Below are 16,960 nucleotides of genomic sequence, written 5' to 3'. Positions count from 1 at the left end.
TAGCACTACTAGATGTGCCTCAGGTGGTTTTCTACCGAGTTAATCCCTTTACCTACTGGCTTGCTCGCACCTTCTTGAAATTTTCGATTCCCTTCATGTCTCCCCCTAACTTGGTAGTAATGCGTTCCATTGTGCCGGAGTTGTTACAAGAGCAAGCCACACCAGAAAATATTGTCCGGGAATCCTTGGAACTCCTTTTTAATCAAGAACGGCGTCAGCAAACCCTTAAGGATTATCAGGAAATGCGCCAGTTATTGGGTGAAGTGGGCGTATGCGATCGCGCTGCTCAGGAAATTTTCCAGCTAATAAACTAAGTAGTCAAAGCCTAATGGTTGATGGCTGATAGCTGAACGCGCACGCGTGCGCGTAGCGCATATGCTTAAAATCCTGCTAATTCCAGACAAATTCCAAGTCTAAAACAAAGCCAGGTAAAACATCTTCTCCGGATAATGTTTTGGGAGATTTCAAGACCTCTACAGGTTGATTGAGTCGATAAATTTCAACTGTCTTATGATTAGGGTCAATTAACCAACCCAAACCCAGTTGATTATCAATATACTCCTGCATTTTTTGGCGTAACGGTTCCATATTGTCACTCTTTGAACGCAACTCCAGCACAAAATCAGGACAAAGGGGTGGGAAAGTTTCTTGTTGTTCAGGGGTTAATGCATTCCATCGTTTTTGACTAACCCAAGCTGCATCAGGGGAACGAATTGCCCCATTGGGAAGTCGAAAAGCAGTCGATGAGTTAAAGGTAACCCCCAGTTTGGTTTGGCGATTCCATAACCAAAGTTGTCCTTCTATATCAATGTTGCGTTTTCCAGTATTCCCCCCAGTGGGTGGCATGACAATTAATTTTCCTGTAGCACTACGTTCTAAGCGTAAGTCTCGATTAGCACTAGCAAGTTGTTCAAACTGCTCGTCAGTAACTCTGAGGCTAGGAGGAATGTTGATTGGAAGGGTATTCATGGATAAATCTCAAGTTATCCCTTATAGATATATCTAGCAATTGCTTCGCAACTAAGACGAATCATTGTCTGGCCCGGGACGACCCAATTGACACTCCCCCTCCTATAAGAACGGGGATTCTTGCTTCAACGAGGTGACTTGCTATTCCAGGCCGGAACCAAGAACAGTAGAGGTCTCCTCTCCACAAGCGTTCGGATCTATGATCCGAGTTCCGGTGTGCCCCACCGTACTCAAAGCTCGTTCAAGAATGTTGATTGCGGCGTTGTGATCTCTGTCTAACTGACATCCACACTTACAGATGTGGGTTCGAGTCGATAATGATTTTTTGACCACTTCGCCGCAATTAGAACAGTTTTGGCTAGTATAAGCAGGGTTGACTGCGACAGTTACCCTACCAAATTTATCACCAAAATGCTCCAACCATTTTCTAAATTGATACCAACCTGCGTCATTAATAGACTTAGCTAGACAATGGTTTTTGACCAGATTTTTTATCCTCAAATCTTCGTAAGCAACCAGATCGTTAGACCGGATTACGCAGCGCGCTAGTCTCTTAGCGTGCTCTTCACGCCGCCTACTTATTTTGAGGTGAGTCCTGCCTAGTCTATTAATGGCTTTTCGACGATTGGCTGAGCCTTTCTTTTTTCGGGATACTCGTCGCTGATAAAACTTCAGTCTCTTCTCTCCCGTTCGATAAAATCTAGGGTTAGGTTCAGTATTTCCCTTAGAGTCAGTATAAAAATCCTTCAGTCCAACATCTAAGCCAATAGTTGCATCAGCAGGTTTTAACTGTTCATTATTATCAGCCTGGATGCAGAATTGAACATAGTATCCATCAGCTCGACGAACTATCCTAACCCTCTTGATTTGCTTCTTGTCAAATCTCCACAAGTCCCATGTACCCTTGAGCTTGAGTTTTCCGATTCCTTTCTTGTCGCTGAATACGATCCATTTTTTGTCTGGAGACAACTTCCAGCCAGACTGCTTGTATTCGACCGAGCGGCAATGTTTTTGAAACTTTGGGAAACCCTTCTTGCCAGGTACCTTTTTTTGACAATTTTCATAAAAACGGGCGATTGATGACCATGCTCTTTCAGCACTAGACTGACGAGCAGTAGAGTTTAACTGATTTGCAAACGGAAACTGTTTAGCTAAAATCTTACTATATTTGTTCAAGTCAAATTTATTCACTCCTTTATTGTCCATCCAATAACGGATGCAACTATTGCGAATAAATTTTACTGTCCTGAGCGCTTCATCTATAGCTAAATATTGGTTTCGTTTGCCGTAGGCTTTGAACTCTAGAATAATCATCGGTATCGACCTCACATTCTATTTTATTCTACATCATTTAATATAAAAATTTCGAAATATTCTCCAAAAAAAAAGCCGTCCGTTAAAGTTCCCGTAAGATAGTGGAGCCTTTATGGTCGGCAGGTTATGCAGAAAAGGGTTAAGGCTATTGTTATAAGGCTCCACAATAAACAGGTTTCGTCTCCTAGAAGGACGGGGCTTTAAACCCAAATTTTTCGGTAAAGCATATCTTTCTTATTCCTCAAAGGGTAGCAAGAAACCTTCAAAACTCGAAATACTCAGCTCTTATGGGTAGGTTCTAAGTTATAAACAGGACTGAGTGCGTAAGTTATTGAGGAGTAGATTAAGTTTGTATACCCTCTTCACCATAAGGGCAACTTACCATGAGGGTAAATTCCCAAACAACAAAAAAACTAAGCACGACCACTCAATTGCACAAGCCTAATTTGTACAACCTCTTCATAAAGCTTTTCGAGCTGAGTAATATTCCCACTTAAGGTATAGCGCTCTAGAACCCTTGCCCTAGCTTTATGACCAAGCAAAGTAGTCCAGTCTCTGTGGTCACGCAATAGGGGTAATAGGGTTTTAAGTTGGGATGTCACCCCATGGGTATTGAGAATTATCCCAGCACCATCCTCTAACACTTCCCCATCAGCTCCAGCATCTGTGGCTACACAAGCCACGCCACAAGCCATGGCTTCGAGTAATGATAAGGACAGCCCTTCCAATAGAGAAGGTAAAATAAACACATCTGCTGCCCGCAAAATCTCAATCCGTTCTTGCTCGGAAGCCACAAATCCTAGCCAAATGATATTGTGTTCTTCCCCATAAAATGGTTTTAATGAAGCTAATAACGGTCCATCACCAGCAATCACTAGCTTACTGGATTCACCGAGGTTACATTGTTTCCACGCTCGCAGCAGCGCTTCAACATTTTTTTCCGTAGCAATCCGACCTTGATAAACAAACAGGCGTTGCCCTCCGAACTCAGATGCCAACTCAGAGGTAAACTGGGAGTATCCTGGAGAATATTTCTGGACATCAACTCCATTGGGAATCACTGCTAGCTTGTGATCAGGAACGCCAACCCGGATTAGGACATCCCGTTGGAGTTGAGAAAAGATAATCACTCGGTCGTAGTGGGCGAGAAACGGTGCATAAACTTGATAGGTCAGCAATTGGGTTCCCGATTGCAAATTGCGTCGTTTACCATCAAAGGGCGGATGGAAGGTCGCCACTAAGGGTATATTGAGTTCGGTACAGATTTCCGGTAACAGGAAGTCTAAAGGAGATAAAGTTAAGGAAGCATGAACCAGGTCAGGTTTGAGCTCCTGTAGCGATCGCTTCAAAACCTTACTGGCGGTTAGGGTTGGAATGGTATACATCTGAGACTTGTACAAGCAAGGCAGTGGTACCTCCTGACAACCCCACCAAGTTCGGTCCTCTTCTTCTTGGGCAAAGTGGAGGAAACTGACCTGGTAGCCCCGGTCGAGCAGAGCATTGGTCACTTCTCGAGTGTAGGTGACATTACCACAAAAAGGGGATTTTTTTCCTAGCCAGGCGATATGCATTCCGGTTGGTAGTTCTATCTCTATTTATGACGTTTATTGAAATTATTTAATCTATTACCGGAAATATACCAGTTTAAGAACCCACCTAAGAACACAAGTGCTGCTAAACCAAGAAATACAGGTTGTAAACCCAACCAAGTTTCTGCGATCCCCGCTAAGGCTAAAGGTAAACTCAAGGCGATATTAATAGCATTGTTTTGTAGTCCGAAAACTTTGCCCCGCATCTCTTCTGGTGTTTCTGCCTGGATGGTAGTCTGCATCGGGATACCGACCAAAGCCCCAAACCCCCCCAATACCATAGTCATGAGTAAAGCCAGCCAGAGATTGTTAGTGAATAAGGACAACCCTACTAAGGCTACTCCCATACCCACAGAACCAGACAGACTTAAATTGACATGGGAGGTGTCATCAAACCAGTTTCCTAGGATTGCTGCACTAATCCCCATCCCAATCCCACCGGCTGCTAACAAGAAGCCAAACTGGGCAGCTGTGATCCCAGGGAGGTTTTCCGCGAGTCTTACCGCCAGAACCGCTAAAGCAGCAAAAACCGAAAACAGGATAACTTGCTGAATCATAGCATTGCGGACACTTCGATTGTGTTGTACGTAACGCAAACCATCGGCAATGTCTGCCCACACATGAGGTTGCTCAGCCTTAGACTTTGCCCGATTTTCTCCTGTTCTCAGTAACAACAATACTAATCCTGCGATCGCATAAGACCCTCCTACCAAAACTTCTTTCCCCAAGTACACCCCGAAATGTAGCTGAGCTCCCAACCTATCTGCTAACGCTAACAACGGTTCACCCACAGCAAAACCAATGATTAAGGAAGCCATCATGGTTGTAGTATATAGAGAGTTGGCCGACAGTAGGTGCTGCGGTTTCACAATCAAGGGAATTACCGCTTGTTCTGCTGGGGCAAAAAATTGGGTCAGGGTAGAGACTAGAAAGGTAATCACTAATAAGACATAAAAGCCTAGTGGCAGATTGGAGACTGATGTCGAGCCTTGAGTTAAAGACAACAACCCAGGCACTAACAACACCAGTGCCCCTCGCAACAGATTGGTTAGTACCAGCACATCTTTTTTTGACCACCGATCCACATAGACGCCAGCCAAGGAACCAAATAGAACTGCTGGGATGGTAAAGGCAATCATAATCGCTGATACCCAGCCACTGATAGTTTGATCAGCGTCTTTAAAGCGACTGGTTATCAAGGCAATCATTAACACCAGATAAACCTTGTCTGCTAGCTGAGAGAAGACTTGACCACTCCATAGGGCTAAGAAGTTGGAATTTTTTAGAACTGGTATAAATCCTTTATCCGGCGATGAATCCAGTTCCTGATCGCTTAGCTCATCACTGCTCGATGAGGGTTTTGCCACCAAATCAGACTTGGTGAAATCAGACGTGGGGTCTGGGGAGTGTTTTTGGTTTTTTCCAGTCTCCGATGATTGCATTCTGGCTTTTCTTGGATAGGCTTTTTTTTTACCAATAACAACTTTTGTCCATCGTCATACTGTTACTATGAATGGATTATTAAATCGGTAATTGGTAATTCTTAACTGGTAATTGGTAATTGATAATTTAAGACCTTACTATTGCTGCTGTTCAACACCACAATTAGATTTTAATTATCCATTAACTATTATTTATTACCCATTATATATCACCTATTACCTATTAACTATTACCTATTAACTATTAACAGACACTCATTATTAGTATTAATTAACAGACGACAACGCATCCACTAAAGCCGCTGAGCGAATTGAGCGACCAAAGTGATACTGAGCGTAGTCTCTTAAAATTCGCTCCAACTTCACCCAGAGTGAATCTACAGACTCAGCCGCTTTCGACCCTGCCAATTGGTCTTTTAATAGTGTACTCAGCTGAGGTAATTCAGCAGCTGCCAGTTGTTGAAGCAGAGTTAACTCCAGAGCATTCAGCTTATGATTTACTCGTGGAGGAGGGGGTAGGATGACATCAGTATCAGGGTTGTCAATGGTTTCAGTCAAGGTCTGTTCTTGATTCGGAATAGTTTGATTAGGTAAATGGTTCCGATTGGACTGATTACTGACTAAACTAATAGTTCCACCAGCTTCTACACTAAAACCAACCCGCCAATTCGGGTCAGTTAAATCTGGTCTTAAACTGTGTTGTGTGATACAACACAATTGTACTTGAGGTGCAATTCCGGCCAGGGCAAGCAGGTGAAAGACACCATGGGACAAATGAGCTAACACTAAAGACAACCCTGAGGGATTAGCCGTAATTTTAGGTAACTGCTCAAGACGCCGTAGATGTTCATTAAGTAGTTCGTAGAGTTCTTCCTGAGGCTGCTCACTCAAAGCATGACAGAGAACTAATTCTGCCAGATACTGGCTAGCTGCCAGTTTACTGAGCTCCTGACTCAATCCTCGGTAAGATTCGGTAGTTTCTGCTTGGATAATTTTATCTAGCGATCGCCCTTTTGCCAGCAGTAGTTGATTGACCACAAACAAACCACTCCTACCACCTAACTTCGATTTCTGCTTCCTTGCCCCTGGTGCCACTACCCGAATCAGACCCAACTCCCTAGTTAAAATTGTCACCAACCTGTCCGCTTCCCCCAGCGGTATACTTTTCAGATTAATTCCAGTGGCTTTGTAGGTTTGACTCATTAGTCATTATTACTTGCTAATTTTTAAGTTTAATTCTTAATTTTTAATTTTTAATTTTTAATTCTTAATTTTTAATTCTTAATTTTTAATTCTTAATTCTTAATTTCCAGGTTATCCCGTTGTCGCAGCAAGTCAGGACCACGGGAGGTGCCTAATCTAGTTGCTCCAGCAATGACTAAATCGAAAGCTTGCTCGATGGTTCGGATACCTCCTGATGCCTTGATTCCAACTTGTCCCTTAGTCACTTTTTTCAACAATCGGACATCATCAACTGTGGCACCACCATTCCAGCCAGTGCTGGTTTTGATAAATTGCGCCCCAGCATCCATACAGATTTCCGCAGCAAGACGTTTTTCCGTATCACTCAGCACAGTAGTTTCCAAGATTACTTTGACAGTTTTACCCGTTTCTTCACAGATTTGGGCAATTTCTTGGTAAAGTTCCTCTGTTTTACCCACTTTCAAAGCACCGAGGTGAATCATTACATCTAGCTCTGTCGCTCCATTTTCCACTGCCTCTTGGGCTTCATAAAGCTTAGCAGTGGGTGTTGTAGCACCGATCGGAAAACCAATGACAGTACAAACCTTTGGTACTCTACTGTGGAGGAGTTCAGCCGCTTGTTTAACGTAAACTGGCGGGACACACACTGTAGCAAACTTATATTGGTCTGCCTCTTGACACCATTTTTCCACCTGCTCTGGTGTAGCCGTGGGAATAAGCAGGGCATGGTCGATTAGGGGAGCAATATCAATGTCTGGATAGTCTATATCCATCGCTAGGCTTTATTTGAGACTCCTATATCATTATTTATCAAAATTTATCAAAAAATTAAGATACTTAAGGAAAAATCAACCGTAAGTATTCAGCGGTCAGCGGTCAGCCGTTGGCCAAGACCACGCTACGCGGCTGATAGCTGATAGCACCATCTGTAACGGATAAGCTGATATCTGAATCCTGAATGCTGATAGCTGAATGCTTACAATCAACCAAAGCACAACTCTAACAGTTAACCGTCAACGGTCAACTGTCCCCAACCTGATTCAACCGTCCCTTCTTGATGCAGCATTGCTGCATGCCTAACAAGGCTGCTGTCACCCCGTCAGATTAAAAACTTATCCGTTGCTTCGAGCAAAGCACTGCGGATACCTGGTTCTGCCATGGAATGACCGGCATCAGGTACCACAATCAACTCAGCTTCTGGCCAAGCCCGATGTAATTCCCAAGCTGATACCATCGGACAAACCACATCATAGCGTCCTTGGACAATCACTCCAGGGATAGATTTAATCCGATCTACATTCCTCAGTAACTGGTCTTCTCGTTCAAAAAAGCCTTTATTGACAAAGTAATGACACTCAATTCTGGCAAAGGCATCAGCAAATTCACCCTCACCAAACTTTTGGATTAGGGTTGGGTCTTGGAAGAGTTTACTAGTACTTGCTTCCCAAATTGACCAAGCCCGAGCTGCTGAATTGCGGGTTTGAGGATCCGGACTGGTCAACCGTCGATAGTAAGCAGAAATTAGATCATGGCGTTCTGCTTCTGGAATCGGCTTGATATAGTCTTCCCAAGCATCAGGAAAAATATAGCTTGTTCCCTCCTGATAGAACCAACGAATTTCCTTTTGCCTGAGCATAAAAATGCCGCGCAATATCAGTCCTAGACAGCGTTCAGGATGGGTTTGACTATAGGCTAAAGACAGAGTACTACCCCAACTACCGCCAAAAACTACCCACTGCTCAATACCCAGTTTTACTCGCAGTTTTTCGATATCACTAACTAAATCCCAGGTAGTGTTCTGCTCAAGTTCAGCATGGGGGATACTTTGACCACAACCCCGTTGGTCAAACATCACAATTCGCCATTTCTGTGGGTCAAAGTATTGGCGATAAACGGGTTGGCTACCACCTCCTGGTCCTCCGTGTAACACCACTACTGGCTGACCTTGTGGGTTACCCGACTCTTCAAAATAAATGGTGTGGAGGTTAGAAACTGTTAGGGTTTGCTGGTTGTATGGTTCGATGGGGGGATAGAGTTCTCGCATATTTTTGGCTTAGGGTTACAGTGTTCAGTAAATACAGTACATACAAAAGCAATGATCTCCAAACCTCTATGGTGAAAGTAATATGCTAGTAATCCGGCTTAGCTGAGTGTTAGCTGTTCACACTCAACCGTCAACCGTCAACCGTCAACCATCAAATGATCAAAGAGTTTCTCAAGCGGAACAAATCCCTTCATCGCAGGGTTAAGCTCTATAAGCGTAGACAGCGCATTATTCGAGATCAGCCCAGGTGGGATTTGGTCTTGAAAGGGTCTCTAAACCAATGGCATGCCCTAAAGGCTGCCCAAACTGGCTCTAAGATTCTGGTAGCTACTAGTGTCGGTGGTGAAATCCATTCCATCACTTTAGAAAGTCTACTAGCAGTGGGGTTAACCCTCAGGGGTGCTCAAGTTCACATTTTGCTCTGTGATGGTATTTTACCAGCTTGTTTTTGGTGTGATGTCAGTTTTTATCCCAAACAGGATTTGTTTGTAAACCATGGTCCTAAACGTGACTTGTGTAACGACTGCTTTCCCCTAGCCGATCGGATCTATAAGCCCCTAGGATTGACTATTCATCGCTACAGTGACTTTCTCACAGATACAGATTACCAACAGGCCAAGGAGATAGCTAGTAGTCTCACGATTGCTGAGATTGAAAAGTACACCCTAAATGGGGTAGCTGTGGGGGAACACGCTTTAGCAGGAGCTCTGCGATTTTATGCTCGTGCTTCTCTGGAAGGGGAACCCAATGCTGAGCCGATTCTCAAGCGTTACTTCCAAGCAGCAATCCTGACCACTTGGGCGACCCGTCGGTTGCTGCAAACCGTTAAGGTTGAGTGTGCTGTATTTAACCACGGCATTTATGTTCCTCAGGGGTTGACTGGTGAAGTAGCCCGTCAGGAAGGGGTGCGGGTGGTCAACTGGAATCCTGCTTATCGCAAACAATGCTTTATCTTTAGTCACCATGAAACCTATCATCACCAGTTGATGTGGGAGCCAGTCAGTAATTGGGAAACTATACCGTGGACTTCCCAGATGGAACAGAAGTTGATGGACTATTTGAAAAGTCGCTGGCAAGGAACTCAGGATTGGATTTGGTTCCATGAAAGTCCTCAATTTGACCTGACCAAAATTACTGATGCGGTAGGAGTAGACTTTTCTCGTCCTTGTATTGGGTTACTGACTAATGTGATGTGGGATGCTCAACTCCATTACCCAGTTAATGCTTTTCCTAATATGCTGGAATGGGTATTGACAACTATTCGGTATTTTGCTAAAAGACCAGAGTTACAGTTGTTAATTCGGATCCACCCAGCAGAAATTCGAGGGACTTTGCGATCGCGTCAACCCTTGTTTGAGGAAATTCGTCAGGTTTTCCCCACTCTCCCTCCAAATGTATTTGTTATTCCCCCAGAAAGTACCGTTAGCACCTATGCTGCTATCCTCCAATGTAATGCGGCTCTGATCTATGGCACTAAAATGGGCGTAGAATTAACTAGCATGGGCATACCTGTAATTGTTGCAGGAGAAGCGTGGATTCGTAATAAAGGCATCACTATGGATGCCAGTTCTGTAGAGGAGTATGTTCAGTATTTAGATCAGTTACCCCTAGGGCATGGCTTACCTGAGGCAATCATCAAACGAGCAAGAAAGTATGCCTATCACTTTTTCTTCCGCCGCATGATTCCCCTAGAGATGACCACCGAAGCTAGTAATCCATCGGAATTTAAACTTCAGGTATGTGATCTCAATGAATTTATTCCTGGTCAAAGTAAAGGATTAGATGTTATTTGTGACGGCATCTTGACCGGAACAGAGTTTATCTATAGTCATTAGTTAATTATCAAGTAGCAATTATAATTTTACTTGGGTTACAACTAATGATTTAAATATGATTAAAATTGCTGTTGATGCTACACCAATCCGCCATAAATTAAGTGGCATTGGGATGTATGCCTTAAATTTAATTCAGGCACTCCATAAGCTACAAGGTCAGGAAGACTTTAAGTTAAGTGTCGCCTATCAACCAAGTGTAAGAAAATGGTTATCTCGTGATTGGTCATTTCTGGAAGTGCTAACTAGGCATTTAGAGATTAAGAATATAGAGATTAAAACTATACCGTTACCGGTTACAATCTCTAGTTTACTAGCCACTATACCTAATCCAATCTTACCTTATTGTGAGCAATACTTAGGCAATCCTGATATCGTCCATGGTACTGATCATGTCGTTTATCCCTGTCAAAAAAGCTTGCGGTTGATGACGATTCATGACCTAACCTTTATGAAATATCCTCAGTATGTTAACTCAATTGTTAAAAGCTATACTGCTCGGGTAAAACAATGTTTACGGTGGACTGATTTAGTAATTACTGTTTCCCAGTCTACTAAACAAGATATCGTCAATTACTTAGGAGTGAATCCTGACAACATCCAAGTTATTCCTCAAGCTAGCCGTTACTCTACTCTAGATTTACCGAATACACTAGATTTACCGAATACCCAGGTGGAGTCTGGGCTGACATCGGTTAATTACGACTTCGCCCAACCCTATATTTTATTTGTCAGTACTCTTGAGCCGAGGAAAAATATTAATACTCTGATTGCAGCATTTAATTATTTAAAACAACGGCATCAAATTGAGCATCAGTTAGTACTGATTGGGCAAAAAGGATGGTCTTATGAATCTATTTTTGCCGATATTGCTAGCTCCCCTTGGAAACACCATATTCATCATCTGGGCTACTTATCGGATCAACTGGTAGCCTGGTTTTACTCAAATGCAGATGTTTTTGTGTATCCTTCCTACTATGAAGGGTTTGGTCTACCTGTCTTAGAAGCGATGACTTTGGGTGCCCCTGTGATTACCTCTAATACTTCATCCCTGCCTGAAGTAGCGGGAGATGCCGCAATTTTAATTGACCCTAATCAGCCTATTGAATTAGCAGATGCTATGGTCAAGGTTATCAGTAATTCTCAATTCCGGGAGGAATTGATTAGAAAGGGTAAGGAAAGAGCAATGCTATTCTCTTGGGAGAGAACGGCAAGGGAAACTCTAGCAGCCTATACATCTTTAGTAGGAAATGGAAAAGGGGGAAAAGTAGTTGAGGGAACGAGCTTTGTAGATAATTAATGAGATAATTAATAAAACAATTAATCAGCAGGGTAATCCCATTGAATTTGGTATAAATTGTACTTGACAAAAGAAATAAAGAGTAGAAAGAAACTTTCCGACAATCGAGGCTGTGTTGACACAACTGACGAAGTTGGGGGGGTGACATGCAAGCTAAAATCCTTACTGGGTAATATGTTCAGCCCATCTGTTACTTAATCGGTGCTCTTGACCTTGGCGAATTAAATTCGCCACGGGTAGCACCTAAAAGATACATGCTGTTTTGGGCTGACCTTGGACGTAGTTATAAGGGTTTGAGCTTGCCATTAAATCACAGGAGGGTCAATTTGGGAGTTGATCAATTCTTATGATAATTGGCATCAAGGCTTTATTTAGTAAGCTTTTCAGGGCTCATGTCACCCCCTCAGTAATTATTTACGAGCGATGCAGCGCGGTCTTGGGGAGGCAGTGCGGTCTTGGGGAGGCAGTGCGGTCTTGGGGAGGCAGTGCGGTCTTGGGGAGGCAGTGCGGTCTTGGGGAGGCAGCGCGGTCTTGGGGGTTCCCCCCATGAGCGACTGCCGTTCCCCCAGCAACTGCCATGGTTCCCCCCATGAGCAACTGCCGTTCCCCCAGCAACTGCCGTTCCCCCAGCAACTGCCGTTCCCCCAGCAACTGCCGTTCCCCCAGCAACTGCCGTTCCCCCAGCAACTGCCGTTCCCCCAGCAACTGCCGTTCCCCCAGCGACTGCATCAAGACAGGTATGAGAGCTATGAAGCTTATACAGTCTACTTTTTAGCTCTGATGTCGCCCCCCCAGTTAGGATGATTAAAATAGTAAGGTTTAAAAAATCGCTGAAACCTTTGCTGTGTATATATTTTAGCTATTTATTCATTTGAGCTATTCCAGCCCAATTTTGCAGAAACTACCCAGAAGCTGCAATATCTTCACGACTGCAAAGATCCACGTTTTCACTTTCTGAAAGCCTTACACAGTAGCTGTTTCCAGTTTATCCTGCACTTGGTGACAGCTTCGCCAGTTTTACCCCAAATAAGAATGTAGGACTTATGTTGATCTGCCTTTATTTGTAGTAAAATATTAACATGATAGTTAAGGAAGCAAAGCAGGGTAAGCGCAAGAAAAAATTGCCCATAATGTGCATTGGCTGGATCTCGGTTGCTCGTGGCTCGAAACCCCTATAATCTCGTCGAACTGTACTCGCAATAGAGTTAATTTGTTGAGAATGACGTGGTTTTTTTCTCAATAAGCTACGGCTTATTGATTCTTGCGCTTACCCTGGGAAGCAAAGCTAATCAATATATGCTTTTGAGCCTTTAAAATTAAAGAACTTATTCACTTTACTATGTAACTTTTCAATAACATAAGAGGAGCGAAGAGCTATGAGCAAGCAAAAATCAGAAGATTTCATGAATCTCGAAGAATTCCGAAATAGATATTCTGATGCATCACAAACATTGTTTAAAGATGGTATAGAATATTCTATTTTAGGTAATGAAACACAAAATGAGTATGATCTGCTAGCGGATTCTTATGATGTTTTTATGCGTGAAGAGTTTGGTTGGTATCCTGAATATATTATTCCAATTATAAGGAAGTTTGTGTTTCCACATCAATTGATTTTAGATGCAGGCGTGGGTACTGGTTTGATTGGTCAAGAACTAGCTAGATATAATTATAAAAGACTATGGGGTATCGATATTTCTACACAGATGCTGGAAAAGGCGAAAACTGATGGCAATTATGAATGCCTTAATTGGGCAGATCTATATAAACCTCTTGCTTTTGAAGATAATTTTTTTGATGCCATTATATCTATAGGTGTCCTCATACATGTCAACCATCCTCAATTGCTGAGAGAATTTGTGAGAGTAACTAAAAGGGGAGGTCATATTATTCTTGCCAATAGAATAGATAGATTTAGAGCCTTTGGTTTTATGGATGAGGCTGAGAATATGACGAATGAAGGTTTGTGGACATCCCTCCATCACAATATTAAAAATTATTGTACCAATATGACTGAGTATATCAATACGCCAGACTTGCATTATACAGAGGATGTCTATCAAGTTCTAGAGTAAGAATATGAAATTATCAAGTATTGAATACAAACTTTTGCCAAAGACGTTTAAAGCAGAAACATTAATAAGCTTTCTATTTACCCATGGAAAAACAGAATATAATTGGTGTCCTGATCAACGGATTCGAGACCATTTTAAAAAACTGAAAAGTGGAAAAATATTTGCCTGGGGCGCATTTTCAGGGGAAATTATGGTTGGCTTAATTACAGCAGAATTAGGAGGACAGTTTTGCCATCACTATGGCGAAAAGACATCAGCTGAAATTATAGAATTTGTCGTTCATTCTGAGCACAGGGGCATGGGTATTGGAACTGCGCTTGTAAACTGTGCAAAAAAATCTATTTTTACACAGCATCAAGATATTAAAGAAATCTATGTAATGGTCCATGCAAGTAATGTAGCATCAAGCAGAGCATTTATTAAAGAAGGCTTTGCTGTTGTCATTACGTTTGATGATCCGTTTCGGAATAGACATACAACAGTTTTGAAAGTAAAAAAGGCAATACCGTCAACCAAGTTAACCAGAGTATTGGGGATACAGTCTGGGAATGCGGTTGATGGAATCGACATAGTTGTAGTTGATTTTGAAGAACCTCTGTTATCCTCGTCTCGGACGGTTTCAGAGCTCAAATATCATGTTGTTGCCTTTGAAACCTTTCCCTGGTTAAAAGAAAAGCGTCAAGAAATATTTGCTTTACGAGAAGGTAACTGGCAAGGATGCAATGCGGCAAATTATGGGATAGCAAAACATTTTGTTGAAACAGCACTGACATTCCTTGCTAAGCATTCTATTGCTAAAAAAACAATTGATTTGGTATCTTCTCATGGTCAGACTATTCATGGACATCCCCACTGGGAAATTGGTGAATTATCATCTATTGCTCAAGGACTTGGTATCACAACAGTAGGAGATTTTCGTTCAGCAGATGTAGCAGCAGGTGGTAATGGTTCACCATGCACCTGTACTTATGATTACCTCATGTTACGCCCTCCAGTAGGAAGTTCAATGTGGCGTATTTGCATCAACATTGGTGGAACTTCTTCCGTGACATTTTGTCCACCCCAAGGTTCTGTAGAACTTCCTTCTGGACTTGATCCTGGATTAGGCGTTCTCTATATAGACTGGGCTGCAAATAAATGTGATCCTAACCTAGAATATGATAAAGATGGAAAGTTAGGTCTTACTGGGAAGATAAATAAAGCATTATTAGATGAGATGTTGCAACACCCTCATTTTCAAAAAAATCAGCTTCCCATATCAGTAGGTCCTGATGATTTTACACGTTCCTGCTTTGATCAGTGGCATCAGCAAGCAAAAGAACTTGGCTGTACAGATCAAGATTTTGTTGCAACTCTGACAGAACTTAGCGCGATGACAATTGCACTTGCGTGTAAAAAATTTGGACCATGTACTGACGATATCATTGTCAGAGGTGGTGTTCGTAATAACCCTTATTTTATGGAAAGACTACGAGTAAATTTGTGTCATGCTCTTGGACAAGATATTCAGACTTTACGTTCTCTCAATGATCTAGGATTTGAAGAAAAATCTTGGGAAACTGTCTTGTATGCAATGATGGGATTCCTCTGTATAAAAGGACTCTACAACTTTGTGCCATCATGTACTGGTGCATCCCATCCGGTTGTAGGTGGAAAAATTTGTCCTGGGAATAATTTTTCGTCAATTGAGCTTCAGGTGCTGGATTCGTTCAAGGGGGATTCCGGCACTGGTGTAGTCTGATGTACAGGCTAGAAGGCTTACTACTTGAGTTTAGATTAAAGCTTGAACAATGAATCAATACAAGGGTTAAGTTGAAATTGAAATCTCAGGAAATTTGAATAAAATTTAGGGTTGTTTTTTCAATTTCTTCGTTTTCTTTTGACTTTAAAACTGTCCTTTGCCCTTTTTAACGATATGATTCAAGTTCTCAATTGTTGTTTTCTTCACTCTACCTTAGATTCTTCTGAGAACTTGTGTTAAGTCTGATTGAGATGCTATTACCCTGACCCTATTAAGCGATGCCTTCAAAGCAGAACCTACATCTTTTAAGCCATTTCCGGTAATGATACAGACTACCACTTCACCCGATTTCAGGGTACCATCTTCCCAAAGTTTCTCCAGACCAGCCACACAAGCTACACCCGCTGGCTCTCCAAAAATACCCCACCGTTGCGCTACTGTCTTGATTGCCATTAAAATTTTTTCATCAGTCACTTCAATTATCATTCCTCTTGATTCCAGAATGGCCTTCACTGCAAATACCCCATCACGGGGTGTATTTACGGAAATGCTATCTGCAATAGTTGAGGCTTGAACAGATTCTATATCAATGCTTGCCTTATTTTGAGCAGACCGCACTGAAAGAGCAATAGCATTACTGGCGAAAGATTGAACTCCTGCCATTTTTGGCAGACGATCTATATAACCGATCCCATAAAGGTCTTTAAATCCCTTCCATAATCCGCTCAAAATATTCCCATCGCCAACCGAGACTATTACCCAGTCAGGGACATGCCAATCTAGCTGTTCACAAATTTCATAAGCACAGGTTTTTTTGCCTTCCCGTGTTAGGGGATTATATCCGGTACTTCGGTTATACCATCCCAATAAATTGGAGGCACGTATGCAGAGGTCATAAGCATCATCATAAGAACCAATGACACTATACACACGAGTCCCAAAAATACACATTTGGGCTATCTTAGCTTCCGGTGCCTTATCCGGCACAAAAACGGTCGTTTCTATTCCCATACTGGCAGATAAACAGGCTAAAGATGATCCGGCATTACCAGTAGAGGCAGTTGTGAGATGGGTAATACCTGCCTCTTGTGCCGCTTCCAAAACAATCGCTGTCGCACGATCTTTGAGAGAACCGCTAGGATTTCGTCCCTCATCTTTGATAAAAAGCTTGATACCATACTCATTGGGGACTGGATAAAGAGGTGTCCAGCCCAATTGTAGTGGTCGTTCTGGCATTTTTTTCAGCGGTAGAAAAGGCAGATATCGCCAGATGGAGTAAAGTTTGTTTTGACGGAAGCTAGTTTTGGGGTAGTTGTTACGTAAAGCTTTGTAATTATAAGCTATATCTAAATTTCCTTGGCAGGTAGGACATTGATAGCGAATTTCTGAAATTTGCCATTCTTTATTACAACGGATACATTTTGCTCCTTCAATATACATATTCATGGAAC

13 protein-coding genes and 1 pseudogene are annotated in these 16,960 nt (G+C 42.4%); 5 read left to right on the top strand and 9 right to left on the bottom strand.

Going from position 1 to position 16,960, the window contains the following annotated elements; genetic code table 11:
• Positions 1 to 314 (top strand): annotated as a pseudogene (locus tag F6K53_RS29195) (lipid-A-disaccharide synthase); the annotation flags it as partial.
• 76 nt (positions 315 to 390) lie between these two features.
• Here the strand turns inward: F6K53_RS29195 and F6K53_RS29190 are convergent.
• The 7 genes from F6K53_RS29190 to pip all read right to left on the bottom strand — a co-directional run bounded on the left by F6K53_RS29190 (position 391) and on the right by pip (position 8,561).
• Positions 391 to 969 (bottom strand): Uma2 family endonuclease, encoded by a 579-nt coding sequence (locus tag F6K53_RS29190; protein ID WP_293025206.1) that lies wholly within the window; start codon positions 967 to 969, stop codon positions 391 to 393.
• A gap of 141 nt (positions 970 to 1,110) precedes the next feature.
• Complete coding sequence (locus F6K53_RS29185; protein ID WP_293025204.1) at positions 1,111 to 2,283, bottom strand: transposase; 1,173 nt, start codon at positions 2,281 to 2,283, stop codon at positions 1,111 to 1,113.
• A 413-nt stretch (positions 2,284 to 2,696) separates the two neighbouring features.
• Positions 2,697 to 3,854 carry a glycosyltransferase family 4 protein gene (locus tag F6K53_RS29180; RefSeq protein WP_293025202.1) on the bottom strand — a complete coding sequence of 386 codons (1,158 nt, stop codon included), beginning with the start codon at positions 3,852 to 3,854 and terminating at the stop codon, positions 2,697 to 2,699.
• 20 nt (positions 3,855 to 3,874) lie between these two features.
• A complete protein-coding gene (locus tag F6K53_RS29175; RefSeq protein ID WP_293025200.1) occupies positions 3,875 to 5,314 on the bottom strand; it encodes an MFS transporter in 1,440 nt (479 codons plus the stop codon).
• A 267-nt stretch (positions 5,315 to 5,581) separates the two neighbouring features.
• Complete coding sequence (recO, locus tag F6K53_RS29170; protein ID WP_293025198.1) at positions 5,582 to 6,517, bottom strand: DNA repair protein RecO; 936 nt, start codon at positions 6,515 to 6,517, stop codon at positions 5,582 to 5,584.
• Positions 6,518 to 6,609: 92 nt separating this feature from the next.
• Positions 6,610 to 7,290 (bottom strand): deoxyribose-phosphate aldolase, encoded by a 681-nt coding sequence (gene deoC / locus F6K53_RS29165; RefSeq protein WP_293046897.1) that lies wholly within the window; start codon positions 7,288 to 7,290, stop codon positions 6,610 to 6,612.
• Positions 7,291 to 7,616: 326 nt separating this feature from the next.
• Positions 7,617 to 8,561 (bottom strand): prolyl aminopeptidase, encoded by a 945-nt coding sequence (pip, locus tag F6K53_RS29160; RefSeq protein WP_293070422.1) that lies wholly within the window; start codon positions 8,559 to 8,561, stop codon positions 7,617 to 7,619.
• Positions 8,562 to 8,716: 155 nt separating this feature from the next.
• Here pip and F6K53_RS29155 point away from each other — a divergent pair, with 155 nt between their 5' ends.
• Together F6K53_RS29155 and F6K53_RS29150 are read left to right on the top strand one after the other, a co-directional pair.
• Entirely contained in the window at positions 8,717 to 10,396 is a 1,680-nt protein-coding gene (locus tag F6K53_RS29155; protein ID WP_293070420.1) for a capsule biosynthesis protein, read from the top strand.
• Positions 10,397 to 10,451: 55 nt separating this feature from the next.
• On the top strand, positions 10,452 to 11,693 hold the full coding sequence (locus F6K53_RS29150; protein ID WP_293083082.1) for a glycosyltransferase family 1 protein: 1,242 nt from the start codon (positions 10,452 to 10,454) through the stop codon (positions 11,691 to 11,693).
• Positions 11,694 to 12,107: 414 nt separating this feature from the next.
• Here the strand turns inward: F6K53_RS29150 and F6K53_RS29145 are convergent, their stop codons facing one another.
• Positions 12,108 to 12,422, bottom strand: coding sequence for a hypothetical protein (locus tag F6K53_RS29145; protein WP_293070416.1), 315 nt, complete (start codon positions 12,420 to 12,422; stop codon positions 12,108 to 12,110).
• Between the two features lie 647 nt (positions 12,423 to 13,069).
• Here F6K53_RS29145 and F6K53_RS29140 point away from each other — a divergent pair.
• Both F6K53_RS29140 and F6K53_RS29135 read left to right on the top strand, forming a co-directional pair.
• Entirely contained in the window at positions 13,070 to 13,768 is a 699-nt protein-coding gene (locus tag F6K53_RS29140) for a class I SAM-dependent methyltransferase (RefSeq protein WP_293083079.1), read from the top strand.
• 4 nt (positions 13,769 to 13,772) lie between these two features.
• Positions 13,773 to 15,509 (top strand): anhydro-N-acetylmuramic acid kinase, encoded by a 1,737-nt coding sequence (locus F6K53_RS29135; RefSeq protein WP_293083076.1) that lies wholly within the window; start codon positions 13,773 to 13,775, stop codon positions 15,507 to 15,509.
• 213 nt (positions 15,510 to 15,722) lie between these two features.
• On the opposite strand, the gene thrC is transcribed toward F6K53_RS29135, so the two are convergent.
• Positions 15,723 to 16,955: a threonine synthase gene (thrC, locus tag F6K53_RS29130; protein WP_293083073.1), complete on the bottom strand. Its 1,233-nt coding sequence runs from the start codon at positions 16,953 to 16,955 to the stop codon at positions 15,723 to 15,725.
• Between the last annotated feature and the right edge of the window lie 5 nt (positions 16,956 to 16,960).

Source organism: Moorena sp. SIO4A1 (assembly GCF_010672065.1).
In the GTDB taxonomy this organism is placed as follows: Bacteria; Cyanobacteriota; Cyanobacteriia; order Cyanobacteriales; family Coleofasciculaceae; genus Moorena.
The sequence above is the reverse complement of the archived record's forward strand: the minus strand, read 5'-3'. Positions and strand labels throughout refer to the sequence as shown.